11 protein-coding genes are annotated in these 18,156 nt (G+C 40.2%); 2 read left to right on the forward strand and 9 right to left on the reverse strand.

Translation table 11 applies throughout. From position 1 onward, the window contains the following. Window positions 1–106: 106 nt before the first annotated feature. Entirely contained in the window at window positions 107–1,255 is a 1,149-nt protein-coding gene (locus NSS87_RS19935) for a VanZ family protein (RefSeq protein ID WP_339242263.1), read from the reverse strand. A gap of 184 nt (window positions 1,256–1,439) precedes the next feature. Between NSS87_RS19935 and NSS87_RS19940 the strand changes: the two genes are divergently transcribed. Further along, window positions 1,440–2,387: a DUF418 domain-containing protein gene (locus NSS87_RS19940; RefSeq protein WP_339242265.1), complete on the forward strand. Its 948-nt coding sequence runs from the start codon at window positions 1,440–1,442 to the stop codon at window positions 2,385–2,387. Between the two features lie 66 nt (window positions 2,388–2,453). Here NSS87_RS19940 and NSS87_RS19945 read toward each other — a convergent pair whose 3' ends face one another. The 4 genes from NSS87_RS19945 to NSS87_RS19960 form a co-directional block, all read right to left on the reverse strand. Next, on the reverse strand, window positions 2,454–4,094 hold the full coding sequence (locus tag NSS87_RS19945) for an alkaline phosphatase (protein ID WP_339242267.1): 1,641 nt from the start codon (window positions 4,092–4,094) through the stop codon (window positions 2,454–2,456). Window positions 4,095–4,288: 194 nt separating this feature from the next. Further along, window positions 4,289–5,425: a glycosyl hydrolase family 18 protein gene (locus NSS87_RS19950; protein WP_339248622.1), complete on the reverse strand. Its 1,137-nt coding sequence runs from the start codon at window positions 5,423–5,425 to the stop codon at window positions 4,289–4,291. Between the two features lie 4 nt (window positions 5,426–5,429). Then, a complete protein-coding gene (locus NSS87_RS19955) occupies window positions 5,430–6,530 on the reverse strand; it encodes an acyltransferase family protein (RefSeq protein WP_339242268.1) in 1,101 nt (366 codons plus the stop codon). Between the two features lie 44 nt (window positions 6,531–6,574). Continuing rightward, window positions 6,575–7,900 carry a glycosyltransferase family 2 protein gene (locus tag NSS87_RS19960; protein ID WP_339242269.1) on the reverse strand — a complete coding sequence of 442 codons (1,326 nt, stop codon included), beginning with the start codon at window positions 7,898–7,900 and terminating at the stop codon, window positions 6,575–6,577. Window positions 7,901–8,541: 641 nt separating this feature from the next. Between NSS87_RS19960 and NSS87_RS19965 the strand changes: the two genes are divergently transcribed. Further along, entirely contained in the window at window positions 8,542–9,891 is a 1,350-nt protein-coding gene (locus NSS87_RS19965; RefSeq protein ID WP_339242271.1) for a lytic polysaccharide monooxygenase, read from the forward strand. A 378-nt stretch (window positions 9,892–10,269) separates the two neighbouring features. Here NSS87_RS19965 and NSS87_RS19970 read toward each other — a convergent pair whose 3' ends face one another. The 4 genes from NSS87_RS19970 to NSS87_RS19985 all read right to left on the reverse strand — a co-directional run bounded on the left by NSS87_RS19970 (window position 10,270) and on the right by NSS87_RS19985 (window position 18,124). Further along, the gene (locus tag NSS87_RS19970; protein ID WP_042189640.1) at window positions 10,270–12,105 is read right to left on the reverse strand and encodes a hypothetical protein; all 1,836 of its coding nucleotides are present in this window, start codon (window positions 12,103–12,105) and stop codon (window positions 10,270–10,272) included. A 138-nt stretch (window positions 12,106–12,243) separates the two neighbouring features. Continuing rightward, window positions 12,244–13,830 (reverse strand): response regulator, encoded by a 1,587-nt coding sequence (locus NSS87_RS19975; protein WP_081951162.1) that lies wholly within the window; start codon window positions 13,828–13,830, stop codon window positions 12,244–12,246. Between the two features lie 10 nt (window positions 13,831–13,840). Further along, window positions 13,841–15,646, reverse strand: coding sequence for a sensor histidine kinase (locus NSS87_RS19980; protein ID WP_042189645.1), 1,806 nt, complete (start codon window positions 15,644–15,646; stop codon window positions 13,841–13,843). A gap of 120 nt (window positions 15,647–15,766) precedes the next feature. Continuing rightward, on the reverse strand, window positions 15,767–18,124 hold the full coding sequence (locus NSS87_RS19985; protein ID WP_339242274.1) for a hypothetical protein: 2,358 nt from the start codon (window positions 18,122–18,124) through the stop codon (window positions 15,767–15,769). Window positions 18,125–18,156: the final 32 nt, after the last annotated feature.

Consider the following 18,156-nt stretch of genomic DNA (forward strand, 5'->3'; position numbering starts at 1 on the left):
CTTACAGCAAATTCATGCCAACCTTACAATAAGCTTAAATCCAAAAAAAAGGGGTACCCAGTAGCCATTTAAGACTACGGAGTACCCCTTTACGCTTGAAAAAAATTCATTTTTTTCTCGTTGTATATAAATCAGAAGCTTCATCAAAGTAAAAGCGGCGTTTTTGTTTGCCAAACACGACTAATATAACATGAATGAACAACACGATCGTTAAGATGATAGAGGTCAATGCTGCACCTAATGTTAAGAATATAGATGCCTTATAAAATGGAGAATCCATTGATAGTTCCACGTTATTCAAAGTATTCGCAATGACTGTTATGAAGTACATCGCATAAATGGCACCAAAGCGTTTAAATAATCGCTTGTTCGTTTCCACTCGACTTATTTTACTGTCATAGCGATAACGCATTATTTTCGTACCGAGTGTCGATCCATTCCAAATCCATGGAATAATAAACAAGGTTACAGAAAGTGTAATTGTGCTCACAATAAATTCACTAACCATATTAACGTTGGTCATACTCAGCACAACTTTAACTACTATGTCGCTGATAAATAGATCAATAATAACAGCCAGCAACACAGACATCCCTCTTACTTCATCAAGAGCCAATAATCTTTCTGCTTTCACATTAATTTTCTTTTTTGATGGGAATAACGCCAACACGGCTGGAGCAATAAAGAAGCCCAGTACCCCGCCAGTAGTATTCAACAATAAATCATCCACATCAAAAATACGATAAGGGCAATTATAAATCCCGTAAATGCCGGTTACCTGTGTTATCTCATAAAATAATGTTAATAAGAACGTGATTGCTAGCGCTTTTTTCCAATGTTTCTTGTCTTGAAAAAAGTATCGCAAATAAACACCAAAAGGTAATAATAGCAAGAAATTAAAAAAAGCTTGATAGAATGAGGGTTGGCTAAATAACAGTCTATAAGTTGCAGGCTGTGATAACACGATACCACTATTCCCTAAGGTGCTCACTATAAATTGAAATGGCATCAATGAATAATGTTGTGTGCCCGGTTTTTGTAGTGAACAAGTATCGCGTATCTCTGGCAACGGCAACAAGACTAAAAATAACGCTGCTAGAAAGTAAAAAATAAACGAAAATGAAATTAACGTGGTAGAAAATGGGAGATAGTTATACTTTCTATATGTATAAATGAGCCATGGGATAAATAAGGCGAATGCTAAAACCACAAAAAAGATCGCTGCCACAAAGATTGGTTGAGTATATGCTGACATTTCTAGTTCACACCCCATAATTATTTAGTATTCATATTAACCATAAAACTGATTCTAATTCAACTGAAGTTGGAACATTTTATCATATTTAAGGATCCTGTAATGTTGGCATCAATTTAATGTAAGGTTCGCAACTTATACTGACTTCTAAGCAAATGAAACCTTTTTCAAAGGAGAACTTTTAATGAATCCCTCGATTTCACAAAAAGAAAGAATCGTTTCACTCGACATCATTCGCGGACTTGCTCTTTTTGGCATTCTGCTGATAAATGTTGGAGCCTTTAAAGTTATTATTGAAGGAGATCCTTTACCAGACTATAGCGGCATTAATGGAATCATCAATACTTTGATAATCATCTTCGTACAAAAAAAGTTCTTTTCTATTTTTTCATTCCTTCATGTATTTATCTTTTGGGGAACCATTCTACCCGTATACGCCATTATCGGATTGTTTCTGATCCCTTTTTATCACACAACGGTTTCTACACTTAAAAAGTGGCTTATGGGTATGACATCCATTTACATCATTTCCTTGATGGTAAAAATATTTTTACCCTCTCAAGGGGCAATCTCATCTATCCTTGATATTTTTTCTAATGACGCTATGCAAATCTTTATTATGTTTTTAGCTGGTTTTTTAACTGCAAAGTCAGGTTGGCTGATACATATACAAGAATTATCAAAACCAATTAGATGGATTCAAATAGCATCATTTCTTTTGGTCGGTGGGATCTCATTATGGATTTGGAACGCTTCTCAAAGCGGGAGCAGCAATGTAGATTCAGTTACGGGCTTAGGATCACTTCCAACCACTTTGTTTTACTTAACAACATTATTTCTACTATTAGAAAACAAACAAATGGTGAAATTCCTGACACCCATATCACGGGTGGGTCAAATGGCATTTACAAATAATTATGTAGCTCAAAGCATTATAGGGACGGCAATCATTTCAATGATAGGTCTCGAAGTCGTTTCACCCAAAGATATTCTCTACATCGCTGTTCTGATTTATATTATTCAAATCATTTGTAGTACCATCTGGTTCAAGTTCTTTTCCATGGGACCTTTAGAAAAGCTTTGGCGCTTGATGACCTATGGAACAAAGCCTGCAACAAAAAACCCCTCATAAAAAAGGGGTTTTCGGGTTTAAGCGTTTTAACTTTTAGTCGAAGAATCATGCCATGAACTCTAATAATTAGAGAATCAAGTCTAATGCATCCTGTGAAACCCACACTTTATCTTTAATCATTACTGTCAGTACATTGAGTTTCGTTGTTTTGCCATCCAGAATGGCGATGTTTTTATCTATAGGTAGCTTGAGAACTTGGCCTGCTTTTTTCACTACAACCACCGGATTAGTCTTATCGGTCTTGTCTAGGGTGATCGTAGCTCCTTTGGCCTTGAATTTATCACTGGATACGTACAGTGTATCCTGAAGCTGCGCCAGATTTAGTCCGGTCACTTCTTGAATATACTTATTCACATCCGTATTCTGGATTACACCGCTGTTCACGAAATCGGTCGGTTTATAATTAGCCGGATGGTAGGCGAACAATCCAACTTCTTCCGATGTATGATCATCCGTAGAGAAGGTTACGCCTATCTTATTCCCCAAGATTTTACCGATGACCGGCGAAAGGTTATCTTTCATGCCTAATCTGACTTGATCCGCTTCTTCTTTGGTTAAATCACTAAGTCCATAATTATCCGCTAGGACCTTTTTGAAGTTGTGCTCATTAATACTGCCTTCAATGTAATAACTGGTGTGCTTCGCTTTCTTCAACACGGAGACTAGGTCTTTGGTGGAATCATAGTTCGTCATATTGAGCCCGCCAGTAGCATGATCCGAAACGGACAAGACTGCTGTATTTCCGTCTTTTTCTGCAAAATCAACAGCGGCTTTGAAAGCTTTATCAAACGCTAAGGTCTCACTCATAATCCCCACCGGATCGTTATCATGACCATACCAGTCAATCTGGCTTGCTTCGACCATCAGAATAAAACCTTTCTCGTTCTGTGACAATTTCTCTATCGCTACTTTGGTCATTTCAACAAGGCTCGGTTGCTTTTGCGGGTTCAGATCAAAATCAGCATCCAGTGCTTCGGGGTTGAACAGCCCCCAGATTTTATTCGTTTTAGAATTCATTAAACCTGCTTTATCCGTTACGTATTCATATCCATTTGATTTCAGGATTTTGGTTAAATCTTCTCCGTCCTTACGGTTAATGTCTTCTTTGCCGGGTACCAAATACCCGGACCCACCCCCGAGAAGAACATCTACACCACTGTAGACCATCTGTTCTGCAATAGACTGCGCATTGTCACGCGTGTAGGCATGACTTAAAAATGTAGCCGGCGTCGCATCCGTTAATTCACAAGTAAATACCGTTCCTGTACTTTTCCCTGCCATTCTCGCTGCATCCATAATCGTAAGCAGAGGTTTGTTCACGTCCTCTGGCTTAACTGCGTCCACGAACGGCATCGTGATTCGGTCGGGCAGTATGGAGACCGTCTCACTCTTAACCTTATGGCCTGTGGCATAAGCCGTAGCTCCCGCAGCGGAATCTGTAGTAAGTGAATCCGTAGAATAGGTTCTGACCAGCCCGCTGAAATACTTATCCATTGCAAGCGCCTGTCCTCCCTGATACCATCTGGCCAAGTTCACATCGGATAAGCTCATCCCATCCGTAATAAACAGGATTACGTTCTTGACTGAATTGTTTGTAGGAGCATCAGAGTTATTGGCGCCACTGGCGTAGGTCGTTCCGTTGCCTGCTGCAAGCAGACTGCAAACCATAACTGTACTGCAAATTCTCCCGATAACCTTTTTGCGCATTTGAATCCTCCTCTAGCAGATTTTGTTAAGTACGTTTCTAGTTTAAAGGAGGATTGTTTGCGGGAGCAGCACCTATTCTCTTGTTATATATTAAATTCTGTGCATATTTTGTCTTGACCTGTGCTACTGATAGTGGGCTGCATCCCTAACGCCTAAACACATTATTGTCCATATAATCTTCTATTTAACAGTAGCTACTTGTTCAGATTATCAGATAAATACTTTACTATGCCGTCTTCGGAGTCTTGAGAATACTCCCACACCATGACACCAGCCAGTTTTTTATCTTTGATATATTTAACTTTTGCCTGCAAGGCTTCTTTATCTTCATACGTAATAAAAGTATCACCATCATATAAATAGGCCGTCTTCGCTGTATCGTCAAAGTATCGTTTAAATCCATCTTGGATCATATATTTTTCTTTTATCGTCTTGTAGCTTAAATCTACTTTGTCGATATTGATAGGTTTACCCAGTAAAAATGAGGCCTCCTTATTCACATCACTTTTAACATTCTCCCATCCGTAGGAATAAGCTGGAATACCTAGGAGAAGCTTGCTCGGATCAACTTCACGATCTAAATATAAATGAATAATACGATCCACGCTGGTTTTGCTCTTTTTATGCTTATCTATAAATAAATTCGAATTATACCCTGTTGTATCTGACCAAGCTCCAGTCAAGTCATAGCTCATGACATTAATGAAATCCACATACTTTTCTACTTTTTTAACCTCAACGTTTTTGAAGAACCAATCTTCATTTCCAGCAGCAAAGGTTAAATAGTAATTTTTATTTTTACGCGGCAGTCTATCCAGTTTTTCATTAAGTTCCTTCATAAGACTAGTAAAGTTCTTGGTATCCTCCGGTCTGGCTTTAGTTGTATTCCAGGAATCAAAGGCTGGATATTCCCAGTCTATATCAATCCCATCTAAATCTAACTCCTTTACCATTGCGATCATACTCTCAGTAAAGGAGTACCGGTTTTCATCCATTGAAGCATCGGAGAATCCGTCCGCTTTATACCCACCAACACCAAGTATGAAACTCGTTTTTTTATTATTTGCTTGCAGCTTCTTTATATTTTCTTTAATAATCTCATTTTTAGCAGGGTCTAGATCAAAATATACATTGGTTTTATCAATTTTGGCAAAGGCGAGAATAGCGATATCAATGTTTTTGTCTTTTAGATTAAGATCTTTAAAGTCTTTCCATAACGGTATGTATACGGAGGTTATTTTTTTGTCTGAATCATTGAGAGTGTAATAATAAATTCCCATGCCTATAGCTAATATAGCTATGAAGATTTTTGTATATATACTTATTTTCATCATGTTAACTTCTTCCTCCAAATAATACATGTGTAATATATTTATTTAGATTTAAAACTTTAACCGTGACATAGCTAAATAAGAATATAATAATGACATTAAAAGTAAGGTTAAATATGGATTGGAGTAGAGTAGCTTGTATTTCTGCTCTTCTGGATACCAATATTTCAACTAACAAATGAATTAAGTAGATACTAAAGCTAGCCTTGGAAATGGAGCTGATTATTTTTTTGACTTTGTAATTCAACTTCTCGCTAATGGCAGTTTCTTTTTCTTTAAAATAGATAAACGTTCCAATAGCCATAAAAAATGTTGAGAGTGAATAGTTGCCATAGAACATTTCATCTAACACACCACTATATAAGGAAGAAAAGTAGGTCGCTAATGGCGTTACAAAAAAGGATATAATGCCTAAGTTAAAGAAAAGATTTTTAGCTTTGATGGATATCGTATAGTTGAAGAGATAATATCCAAGGATAAAATATCCTAGATAACCCATGAACAAGGGGATGTTGGTTATGGGAATATTAATATATTCGGAGGTCAATCTGAATACGAGGTCGGAGATGAATTTATAAACCACACTAACCAAAAACCATATTAACAGATAATATTTTAAATCTTTTTCACTGCACACTTTTACCAGCTTACTAATTAATGGAACTGTTATATAGATCGCAATAATCGCGTATAGAAACCATAAATGTATATAATTCTTATCAAAAATTAAACCGTACGAAAAATGAATGAAAAAATCATAAACGCCCATGCTGCTTTTTTGAATGAAATATTGGGTGTATACGGCATAAATGAGTGACCAGCTAACTAAGGAAATGATTAAAGGAATTACTTTTTTAATATAAAACTGCCGATATGATTTCACTTCCACTCTAAGGATCATCGCACCACTTATCATAAAAAACACTGGTACAGCAAATCTGGATATCGAATTAAAAAAGTTGCTAATCCACCAAGAGGTTGTATTGAAATCATTTGTCCTTGTAAGCAAGTCTGCAGTGTAGTGCAGAATGATGACAGCTATGATGGATATTATTCTTAATACATCTATAAATATAATTCGTTTATCTTTCAATATATGATTCATAAATACCTCCCGATGAATAGTTTGCTGATAGTTACAATAGGAGACTAGCTGATACTTGAAACACCTTTTCTCTCAACGAATCCCCAGCCCTCGTCATTATCAAAGTATTTAAATGTGCCTACGATATTCATATAAAGCAGCAGATTTCGATAGGTTAGTAATTCAACTTGGCTAAACAAAAACATCCTAAAATAATCTTTAACTGAATAATTGCTGCCATATTTTTTGCATAAATAGAGAGAAATCCCGATTTGCAGCGCATTAATGACAATTACAAAAAACATGAGAATAAAAGCCTTAAATAAATTTGTACCTAGAAAGAGCGATTGTATAAGATAAAAAACGCTTGTAAATGCTGTTAATGTACCTAGAACAAAACCATCAATAGCAAAAAAGAGACTGACGCCAACGCTAAACTTTCGCGATAATTTAGACCAATAGATTAATATGCAATCTACAAAAGCTTTTTGCCAGCGTATTCTTTGTTTATAAAAGTTACTTAAGTTTTCTGGGCATTCCGTGTAGCATACGGCTTCTGGCGCGTAGACGAGCTTCTTATTCAAGTTATTCGCTTTAATGAACTCGTGAATTTTTAAGGTAATATCAATATCTTCGCCTACAGTACTTCTAAACCCGTTAACGTCCACCAATATACTCTTATAAAAAGCACCAAATGCGCCTGAAATAACGACAATTGAATTAAAAACCGATTGTGTTAGTTTTCTAACATAAAATCCATGGATGTAGCTGATAACTTGGCTTTTTATAATACCTTTACCAGTAAATTTATCTTGGATAACTCCGTTCCTTTTCTCAGCGCCCTGTACGATCTTCACCGTACCACCTAAAGCGATGATCTTATCATCTTGAAAATATTGACTTACATATTTAAGCGAGTTTATTTCCAGCATGCTATCCGCATCCAGCGTAATAACAATATCAGAACTCGCACAATCGATGCCGGCGTTGAGAGAATCTGCCTTTCCGCCATTGGATTTATCAATTACAAATATGTTTTCATATTTCTCCGAATAATAAATTCCTTTAATAGCGCCATATGTAAGCTTACCCTCTGCTTCTCTGTCACTTATCGATAAGTTCAAAAGCTCATTTAATTTTTGAAACGTCTGATCCTTTGAACCATCATTAATAATGATGACTTCATAGTTGCTGTAATTTAGGCCCTCCATTGCATCTATGCAATTCTTAATGGTGAGCTCCTCGTTATAAGCAGGAACTAAAACGGAGATCGATTTTTCAGCACAATCGTTGTTCAATTTCTTAACTTTACTGAAAAATAAAGGGATGACTGTGTAAAGAATTTGAAACCCAATAAAAATGAAGGTTGACAAATAAAAAAAGTATTGCATCTCCTCACTCCTTTCTATCTATTTAAAGCTTATAATTCTATGAATTGAACTGTTCTCCAGACAGTTAATCCCACACTAATATCAATTACTTACATCCTTTGTAAGTAATTCCAACTAATAATAGTAAATAAAACCAAAAATAGCAACCTTTGAAAGCGTTGTTATTGTAATTTTCTGAATAATATATAATTTACCGCTTTATTTTACATACAGTATTTTTCATTTTTCATCACAAAAAAAAGAAAAGAAAGAGAGAGAAATTAAGAAAATAATATATTTTGTCGTTTAATCATTCTAAATGAATCTTTCAAATTCCAAGAATTATATGGAACGATAAGGGGAATATAGATCGTGTTCCGAGGGAGAATTTTCATACTAAAAATAGCATATTCTTTCTAAATTTGGTAGACAAATACCATTTATTTGCATATAATCACTATGGTGTTACAAAAATTGTTATCATTCAATGAATTTAGCCCTACGCACCTTTTTCTCTTATCTTTCATGTCGATATATGAGCTCTTTATGAGTTTATATAAATACGTTCAACAAAGAAAGGAGTTGTAATTGAGACAAAACGTTCGGGACTGAATGCATCATTTGTTCGCAGTGCATATTTTTATATAAAAAGGAGGAGTAAAATGTCATCTATCCGTATTTCTCATTCACCTAGGGTAAAGTTGTTAGCTTATGGGAGTATGATCTTGATTTTTTCATTGGTTGTAATGTTATTCCCGGAAAGATCCTTTTCTCACGGTTATGTTGAAGGACCTGCTAGCCGGGCTGCACTCTGTAAATCAGGACAAAATACAGATTGTGGCCCGATTGTTTATGAGCCCCAAAGTCTAGAGGCACCTAAGGGGTTCCCTGCTGCAGGGCCAGCAGACGGGAAGATTGCAAGCGCTAACGGAGCTTTTCCCAAGCTTGATGAACAATCGGCTACACGCTGGTCTAAAGTCAACATCTCTGCCGGACAAAATACATTCACTTGGAAATTGACTGCCGCTCATTCAACGGCCAGCTGGAAATACTATATTACAAAGCCCGACTGGAATCCTAACGCCGCTCTTACTCGGGACTCATTCGACCTTACTCCTTTCTATTCGGTGAACTATGGAGGTGTACAGCCACCCTTCACTTACTCAGACACGTTTAACGTTCCGGAACGTAGTGGATACCACGTCATCTTGGCTGTGTGGGAAGTCGCAGATACTCCGAACGCCTTCTATAATGTCATTGATGTCAACTTTAGCGGAAGCAACCCTGTCGATACCCAAGCTCCTTCCGCACCAGCAGCTTTGACTGCAACTGCAAAAACATCCACCAGCGTTTCATTGGCCTGGAACGCATCCACGGATAATACCGGTGTAACAGGGTACCAAGTATTTAACGGAACTTCATTGGTTGCAACCGTATCCGGCACTACATTAAATTACACCGTATCTGGATTAACCGCGAATACTGCCTATACCTTTAGTGTCAAGGCAAGAGACGCTGCTGGAAATGTCTCAAATGGAAGCAATTCCGTCAGTGTTACTACTAATGCACCCGTTGGTAATGATACGGAAGCACCGACAGCCCCCGGCGGCTTACATGTTATGGGGACACCAACATCCTCCAGCATTCAGTTAATGTGGAATCCGTCAACGGATAATGTTGGTGTTACAGGCTACCGTATTTATAGAGGAACGACATTAATCACCACTGTACCTGGCTCCACAACGGATTATACGGTAACAGGTCTTAGCGCCGGTGCAACATATACGTTCAATGTACATGCCTTCGACGCCGCAGGCAATCAATCAGTGGCCAGCACCATCAATGGCACAACCGCTACAGCCTCTACAGCCCCAGCTTGGGCACCCAATACCCCTTACACAGTCGGTACATTGGTAACCTACGATGGTTCTGTGTATGAATGTCGTCAAGCCCATACATCGTTAACCGGTTGGGAGCCTGCTAATTCCCCGGCGCTATGGTTGTTAAAGTAATGTTGTAATAAAAACATTAAATACCTAAATCTTAAAAAACCACGAGATACAGTGAAACTGTACTTCGTGGTTTTTTACTGTTTCGATCATATCGTTCAATTACCTTTTCACAAATTTTGGCACTCGTACATGGCCGACAATTTTCATGATAAACTAACGTTAAATATTAACTTACCTCATTACAACTGCTGGCTGGGCTTAGTAATATTTCCATATTAAAATCGGAGGGAATACATGAAAACATTTATACTCAAATGGAACCAATTGAGCCTGGTAAAACAAATACACTCGGAACGGTTACGGTGAGATTGATATAGCTTCCTACAGCATCCATAACCCCTACAGCCTTCAATCCGGAGGCATAGTACTTGTTTATAATCAGGGCGCCTCCACCAACGGTTCAACGGTTCCGCTTTCCATCTCCACATGGATAGGCTTTAAAGTTACCTCAAGATAGTCAAGGTCTGCTGTGTAGAGGTCATTGGAATCCTTTTGGATTTTAATTTTGTTGGTCCCCGCTTGCAGGTTTACCGTTCCGACGCCAGATACTTTCTTCCATGAGGAGGCAGACTGGTCCCATCCAGCATTTGTCTTGGGGAATGATGCCTGGAACTTATAAATTCCATTTACATAGACGCTTTGGGCGGCATCCGCCCCCGATCCGTTCGCATAGGCAATATCCAGTATATAGTCTCCGGCTACAGGCACATCTATTGTAACTTCCGCGAAACTCCCTACACTGTTCATAACGGCCACAGCTTTTCCAAAGGATGCATAATTCTTATTGGCGGCAATTGGCCCATTCAATTGACCATTTTCAAATTCATAGTGCTTCCCGGATGTCCCATTCAACACTTGAACTTTCCCAGAGCCTGTAACATTAGCAGCGGAAGTATTGGCGACCAAATTGCCTTTATAATATACGTTGTCAAATCTTACATAATATTTATCACTAAGATAGCCTCCAGTGGTTTTATCAAAGTATACATTCTTCAGGTTGAAATTTTTATTGGAGGATACATTCAGGTCAAAATACAGCAAGTTGTCCCTAGTCGAACCCGGCTCGGTATAGAGATTTTCGATCGTAAAATTATCGATATTGTCCTGAATTTTACCCCATATGCTTCCCAGTACATTTGTTTGCTTTATGGCATAGAAGTTAGTAATGCGAACAGTTCCAATCGAGCTGGTATCCTCGCCCGGCTTAGTTCCCTCAATTCCCTGAGCGAAGATGGCTGAAGTTTGAGCAATGCCGGCATGTTCGGGGAAATAAGCAATGTAATTATCGATCGTTACATTATCGGTTTTGCCCCACCAGCCAATGACAAGATTATTATCACCGGATACACTGAAGAAATTCTTAACATCTACCCCATTATTTCCACCAAGCGATAAACCGTCAGAGCATCTAGCATCGCTAATAACTTTAACATTGTCTATGGACACATTGTCCGTATTGCGTACAACCAGTTGATGGATCAGATTGTCGTTAAAATTTCGTACCAGGATGAAATCCCGCAACTCAACATTGTTGGATTTATAGAATACCATGTTGTTTTCAAACTCTGATTCATTCGGATTCACACCTGTATCATAGGCAACAACAATTCCTGGGCCCAGAATTTTTAGGTTGGAATTGTTAGCGGTATCAATTCTGGCATGCAGAACAGCTCCCGGCATGAGGAAAATCGTCTGATTGTCCTGCATCGTGAGTTCATTATTAGCGGGATAATGCGCCCCTGCTTGATAGACGATTGCACCGGCAGGAGGCGTCGCTACAGGCGGATCCCCGAACAAGAAAAGCTCTTTATTCGGATCGTTGTCGATCCGAATAATAATTTTGCTTTTTTTATAATCGTTTAACGTGAACTGAAGCTGGTTGGCCGCCGGTTTAGTATACGTTATTCCGTATTGGGAAGGCATAATATTAGCTGATGTGAAATTGGACTTGTACTGTACCTTAACAGTCACCGTACCCGTGAATGCGAAGCTGGTAACTGCTTTGGGGGTAGCGGCCATTCCCGGTGCAGTCCATACGGGTGATGAAGTGTTTTCGACCCACACCTGAAAATCGCTGTTTGAAGCGAGACTTGCGGGAAACGGATAGACTGTACTAGTTCCTGCTGCTTCGGCTTGCCGGACATAACCGACTGTAAACGCTACCAAAAAAGATAAAAAAAACATCCAATAAAACCTATTCTTAGCCCAAGTCATTTTTTCTCCTCCTCTAAACTTGTGTTGTAGGGGACTACAATCTGAATATTAGCAACACTGCCTGTAAAAAAGAATGGAAAATTTCAAGAAAGCGTGCCATATTTATTGAAATCGCATTTATTGTTGTTAAAAATAAACCTACATGTGGAATATGCTTTTTTCTTTATATTCCTTAGGTGTAATTCCCACATTTTTCTTAAATACCTTGCTGAAATACTTCTCATCATTGAATCCGGTTTTGGTTGCGACCTCGTACACTTTGAACTGGGGATCTATTAGGTATTCCATTGCCTTGTTTATTCTGACATTCACAATATAATCGGTTAAGGATATGCCCTCCTCCTTTTTGAACAATACACTGAAGTAGGAAGGATTCATGGAAACCTGATTTGCCAGCATATCGAGATTGATTACCTTGTGGAAATTCTTCTGGATGAATAGTTTGACAAGCGCAATTGATTTATTGTCTCCTGATTTTGTTCCTTCTTTATGGTCATAGGTACTTATCAATACTAAAGTATCAATAAAGCGCTTATTGGCCGCCGGTAAAGAAGTACATTCCTCCAGTTCCTCCACGAATTGATAGATGTTATTAGCCATAAAAACAGCGGCCTTTTCGGAACCGTTTATACCGGACCCCACCTGTATAAGCAAGCTGCAAAGCTTGTCCTGGTATTCCTTCACCGTTACCATTCCTTTTATACTTGTCTCATTGCACCTCTGATTGATGAAGACTTCCAGCCTCCCGGTGTCCATCATTCTGAGCATGGATATCATTTGGGTAATATCAGATTCGTTAAAGTGCAACCTGTCAGCGAGTTTAGGCAGTTCATCTGCAAAATAAATATTCCCTTCGCCGTATACCAATTTTTCCATGAAGGCGGCTTTGGCCTGCCTAAACAGCGTGTACAGAGGCACAGATTTACTGCTAATACCGCTGACTCCCCAGTTTACTCGAAGCCCTTTTTCCCGGAGATATTCATTCATTTCGTTTAAGGAGGCTCGAAGTTCTCTCAAACCGTCTCCTTTTTTTATGTTGATGATAGAGATCACACTGTTTTTCACATGCGGAACAGATAGTACCTGAGGAAACATTGCCACCAGCTTACTGCCGAGCATAGTTGCAGGGAGAATACTTCCCTGTCCGGCATCTGAAAAAAGTTGCAGGTGGGTAAACTGTGCATATAAAATGATGAAATGCGGGCAAGGCATTTCAATCCTTCGTTCGGATAAAAACATTTGAAAGACCTCATCGCTCCCACCAGCGCTTAGCAGCATATCTTTAAGCATATTCCCATCTGTCTCGGAGAGGCTCCCAGGAGGCAGTTCTTCCGTTCCCTTTTCCTGGTCCAGATCGTCCAAAGCCCTCTTCAGGGCAGCCTCCAGATCCTGTCTCTTGATCGGTTTGAGCAAATACTCGGTAACCTTAAAACGAATAGCTTCCCTGGCATATTCAAATTCACTGTAGCCGCTGAAAATAATAACCCGGCTATCAGCACCTATATCCCTTATTTTTTTAAGAAATTCAATACCGTCCATATGAGGCATTTGAATATCGACTATAATAATATCCGGCTTGTGTTTCTCATATATTGCCAAAGCTTGGACTCCATTTTCGGCTTCCACCACTTCCCTGAACGAGAACCCAAGATCGTCGATAATCACTCGCAACCCTTTTCTAATGATGTTCTCATCATCTACGATCAATAATGAATACACGTTCATCCCTCCTTGGTTAATCAATAACCGGAATGCTGATATAAATTCGGGTTCCTTCCCTCATTTCACTTTCAATCTCTATACCATAGCAGCTTCCATACGCCAGCTTAAGCCGGTCATTGACATTGGACAGACCGATTCCGTTCTCACCTGGGGATAACCTGTTTTTATGGTTGTTTTCCAACCGTTCTCTCAAGGCTCTGAGCTTCCCGGGCTCAATGCCGTTCCCATTATCGCAAATTGTGAATCGGATATTATTTTGGTATACCTCGGCCGAAATTTTGATGACACATTGACCATCAAAGTTGCGAAACCCGTGGAGGATTGCATTCTCTACGATCGGCTGAAGGATCAGCTTCAGCATCTTTAACGAATATATCTGCTCTGCAATCGAGCATACCAGCTCCAATCGGCCGTTCATCATCAAATTCTGCAAACTGCAATAGCTCCTGATTTGTTCGATTTCTTCCGTTATCAGGACCAGCCTGTTGTCTTTTGTCAAATTGTAGCGGACCATAGCGCCCAATGAGGTTAACGCATCGGAGATTTCCCTTTCCCTGTTGATCTCGGCCATCATCTTGATGGTCTCCAGCGTATTATACAGAAAGTGGGGATTCACCTGGTTCTCAAGCGCTTTCAACAGCGCATCCTTCTGAAGAATTTCCGTTTTGTATACCGTCTCGATCAGTTCATTTATCCTGTTAAGCATTCTATTAAAATCCTTGCCGAGCTCGTCAATTTCATCATTCCCTTCAATTACCACTTGGGTATTCAGGTTGCCCTTCTGGACGCTCCTCATGACCTTTACGAGCCTTTTTATTTTCTTCATCAGTTTTCTGGAAAAAACATAGGAGATGAGAATCATCAAGATAAGTGCGGCTACGAGACAAACTACGAAGGTGTTTCGCGCTTTCGTGGTTTCTTGGATAACTAGATTCTGAGGAAACATTCCAATAATTCTGTAGTTAGGATTCTCTAAAGTCTGGATTTCCGTCAGAAAGGACTGGCTTCCCACCTTCGTAACGAAATTGGATGTACTTTGTTCAGCCTTGTTTAATTGGGAGGATAGCTGTGAGAGAACACCTGCCGGGTGATGATTGGATTCATAGACCAGTTGACCTACGCTATCATATACGAACACGGCTCCCTGTTTGAACTCCTCCATCTTGCCGAGACCACCAAAAATAGCGTCAGGTGCAATAAAAATTTCCAGCAGCGTGTTTCTATCGTTGGTTGTATAGGATAACATAGGCACGAACAAGGAGATTTCCTGATCGCGAATCGCTGGGTTTTTGACTTTGTCATAATCCAAAATACGGGCTTTGTGGAGATTCTCCCAGTATGGAGCGCTGTAAGTCGCCTGGATCGCTTCTTCAAACCATGCTTCGTTACCATAAGGCTTAGAATGGTAAATCCATTCATTCTGAAAGGTGTTGTCATTCGCAGTAAAGAACCGGAAGTGATACTCCGTAGTCTCCAGGCTGCGGACCCAATCCATAAAAGAATTGAGGTAATGATAGGAAAAATCAATCTTGTTGGTATCGGACATATATAAATCATCAAAATATGAAATCAGCAAAGGGTATTGCGCAATTTGGCTCCCGAGTTTTCGGTAATCGTTAAAAATTTGATGCACATTCTCTTTTTCTTTTGCCAAGGCTTCCTTGAGGGCGGTCTTAGACTGATCCTCCACATATTGGACAGACCGAATGTAGATAAAAACAGCCGACAAGGTTACGGGTATGAGAAGGACAAGCACAAAGGAAATCATGATCTTCCAAGTATAGCTGGTGTTTACGGGTCCCCGAAGCATTCTTAACATAACTCGTCCCTCTCTGTCCCTCAATATCCACTGCCGCGACCGTATTTATTATATCAATACTTACTGAAATCGACAAAAAATGAACATTTTTTGAGCTTTACTGCCCTCTTGCATGGGAGATTACCCTAATTCAATTTCAATCCATTTGTTCTCCGGTGTAATCTCGCAACGGATTCCCTGAGCAGCCTCAATACGACCCTGGTATACTGACAAATACTCTGTTTGAGATATGATTGTGATTCTTTTCTCTGTAGCAAGCCTGATTCTTCCCCTTATATCACCAACAAAAAAATAACTAAACTCGGGAGCCGTGCTCATAAAAACCAGGCAATTTTCATGAAACGTAACTTCACCATTCAAAGCAATCGGCTTACCCTTCTGGCTGTGAATGCCGCTCGATTTAAACCAGGTGTCCACTGCCCGCGGCCACACATACCTGGAGAGAGAATGGTCTGGCTTCAGCGGGTATCGGTGGACCAGCACCCCAGGTTCCGTGCTATAAGGAATATAATCCGGAATATAACAGGCATATACAGTGCCATCCTGTTGAATCTTGCTGAGATTGGTTAGATAAGCATTGTAGGAAGAGAGGAGCCTGTTCATATCCCCTGTGAGGAGTGAGTAATAGAAATCGGCTTCTCCCCGCCAGATCGTCCAGGCATGTCCTGCATTGATGCACGGGCCGTCCTGATCGCCTTCCCAGATGGTCTCCCACCATCTGAAGGATGACTGGTACATCCGGGCATCAGGCGTGTACATCTTCCAGGCATCATGAAGCCGTAGAATACTTTCGGCAAATCGAATGTATTCATGCTTGAATTCAATGTGAAAGCAAACATACAGAACGGATAATGCCGTGCAGGAGATCGAGCCGTCCTCCATCTCCGACTGTGAGTATTCCTGATCCCCCTCCGTAGGGAAATGAAATCCCCGTTGCAGCAGATAATCCGCAATTTTCACGGCTGCTGCTTGAAAGACAGCCTCTCTGGGATCTCTCCTCTCCCCAAGCACCTTCGCCATATCCACCACTGCAATTACAGGGGCGCATACGGTGGTATAATCGATCTCTCTTCCTTTCTCATAACACAGGATGGCCCCATTCTCGGCAATATGCTCATGGAGCAGGTTCAGCAAGGTATCAATCGCATACTCCAGATAGCTTGAATTGCCAAATGCTTGATAAGCAGATAGAAGAATAGACACCCCAAAAAACTGCTCTTGTATTCGGGTTGACTCGAAGATATGGTAAGGCCCATATTCCCGACCCTCAAACCTGTGCGGATAAGGTACGATGGAGCATCCTGGCGTAGGGGAGACTCCGGACAGATTCAATATTTTATGATCAATATGTTCTAAAACCCTGTCCGCCAATTGCGGGTCCACCCCAAACCGCTTGATATGTTCACACAGAGCCCAGCACCACACCCCTCCCTCAGCAAGATTCTCATCACAGTGATAGGGTTGTTCGATAGTACTGCTCGCCTTGCGGAACAGCTCGTTCCAACCGCTGAAGCTGAATAATACACAGTCCAGGCTGTTCAGGGAATTTCCAAATGCTTCAACCCTGTAGAATCCCTCTTCACAAAGCCTAATTGAAACCTGATATACTCCGCTATCTTCTACTACATGCTCTGTAATATCCGTGCTGTTACCTGATGGTGAATGAAGGATAATTTTGTTATATACTCCTTCAATAGTCATGGGAAGCTCTGTCCCCAATGTTCCCCCTGCAACCGGAAAATAGGGAACAGGGGATCCCAAGGCGGAGCTCGCAAGCGACATGGCCTCCCTGTACGTGTCGGGAAAGTCGATCCTAAGGGCTATCGTATGTTTTTGTTTCGTGCCTGAATCTGAAACAAAAACATCATCAAAGCTCTCAAACATCTTCAATCCGAGAATAAAATGTCCAAAATTATTGGGAGAATACTCCAGTCGCCACCCAGCCAGGGGTTGAGGTGAGGTAACCAGAACCCATCTGCCGTTAGGCCTTGTCATTAGATAATAGGAGGCTTTGCCGTCTGCTGAGGTATAGGGGGATGTCGGGATCACCTGATCCTCATATCCTGTGCCTAACTTCCCTAAAAAATTGAAGTCAAGGTTCATGCCGAATTGGCTGATATTCGTGTCTGCAGCTTCAATGGAAAGGATAAAAAACTCGTCCATAAATTCGTATTTTAAGGTGGAGTTATATTCGATATTGGTAAAAACGGCACAGGAACCTCTCAGATAAGAAAAAGAATGGGTGATGAGTTGGTCATCTATAACGATGTGTTTCTTGGACTCTGCGACATGGCTTATTTCTGTATGGTATGATTTCTTGTCTTTAAAGGTTGCGGCCAAGCTCCCGAATCGCCTGTTGCGGTCAACAAGGTTCACCCGGTTAGCATCTTTATTGTCATACAATTCCCTGATGCAGCCAGAACCTTTCTCGATGACAATGTCATACCCTTTTTTGCAGATTTTAATGGTTTCCTTCATTGTATCCCCCGAATAAACGTATAACGCGGATT

This window comes from Paenibacillus sp. FSL F4-0243 (genome assembly GCF_037963295.1).
Lineage (GTDB): Bacteria > Bacillota > Bacilli > Paenibacillales > Paenibacillaceae > Paenibacillus_AQ.

Excerpts from the sequence above, each read along its gene's own strand:
- NSS87_RS19960 (WP_339242269.1), bottom strand. The coding sequence starts at position 7,900 with ATGCAATACTTTTTTTATTTGTCAACCTTCATTTTTATTGGGTTTCAA.
- NSS87_RS19950 (WP_339248622.1), bottom strand. The coding sequence starts at position 5,425 with ATGAAAATAAGTATATATACAAAAATCTTCATAGCTATATTAGCTATA.
- NSS87_RS19955 (WP_339242268.1), bottom strand. The coding sequence starts at position 6,530 with ATGAATCATATATTGAAAGATAAACGAATTATATTTATAGATGTATTA.
- NSS87_RS19965 (WP_339242271.1), top strand. The coding sequence starts at position 8,542 with ATGTCATCTATCCGTATTTCTCATTCACCTAGGGTAAAGTTGTTAGCT.
- NSS87_RS19940 (WP_339242265.1), top strand. The coding sequence starts at position 1,440 with ATGAATCCCTCGATTTCACAAAAAGAAAGAATCGTTTCACTCGACATC.
- NSS87_RS19970 (WP_042189640.1), bottom strand. The coding sequence starts at position 12,105 with ATGACTTGGGCTAAGAATAGGTTTTATTGGATGTTTTTTTTATCTTTT.
- NSS87_RS19945 (WP_339242267.1), bottom strand. The coding sequence starts at position 4,094 with ATGCGCAAAAAGGTTATCGGGAGAATTTGCAGTACAGTTATGGTTTGC.
- NSS87_RS19935 (WP_339242263.1), bottom strand. The coding sequence starts at position 1,255 with ATGTCAGCATATACTCAACCAATCTTTGTGGCAGCGATCTTTTTTGTG.
- NSS87_RS19975 (WP_081951162.1), bottom strand. The coding sequence starts at position 13,830 with ATGAACGTGTATTCATTATTGATCGTAGATGATGAGAACATCATTAGA.
- NSS87_RS19980 (WP_042189645.1), bottom strand. The coding sequence starts at position 15,646 with ATGTTAAGAATGCTTCGGGGACCCGTAAACACCAGCTATACTTGGAAG.
- NSS87_RS19985 (WP_339242274.1), bottom strand. The coding sequence starts at position 18,124 with ATGAAGGAAACCATTAAAATCTGCAAAAAAGGGTATGACATTGTCATC.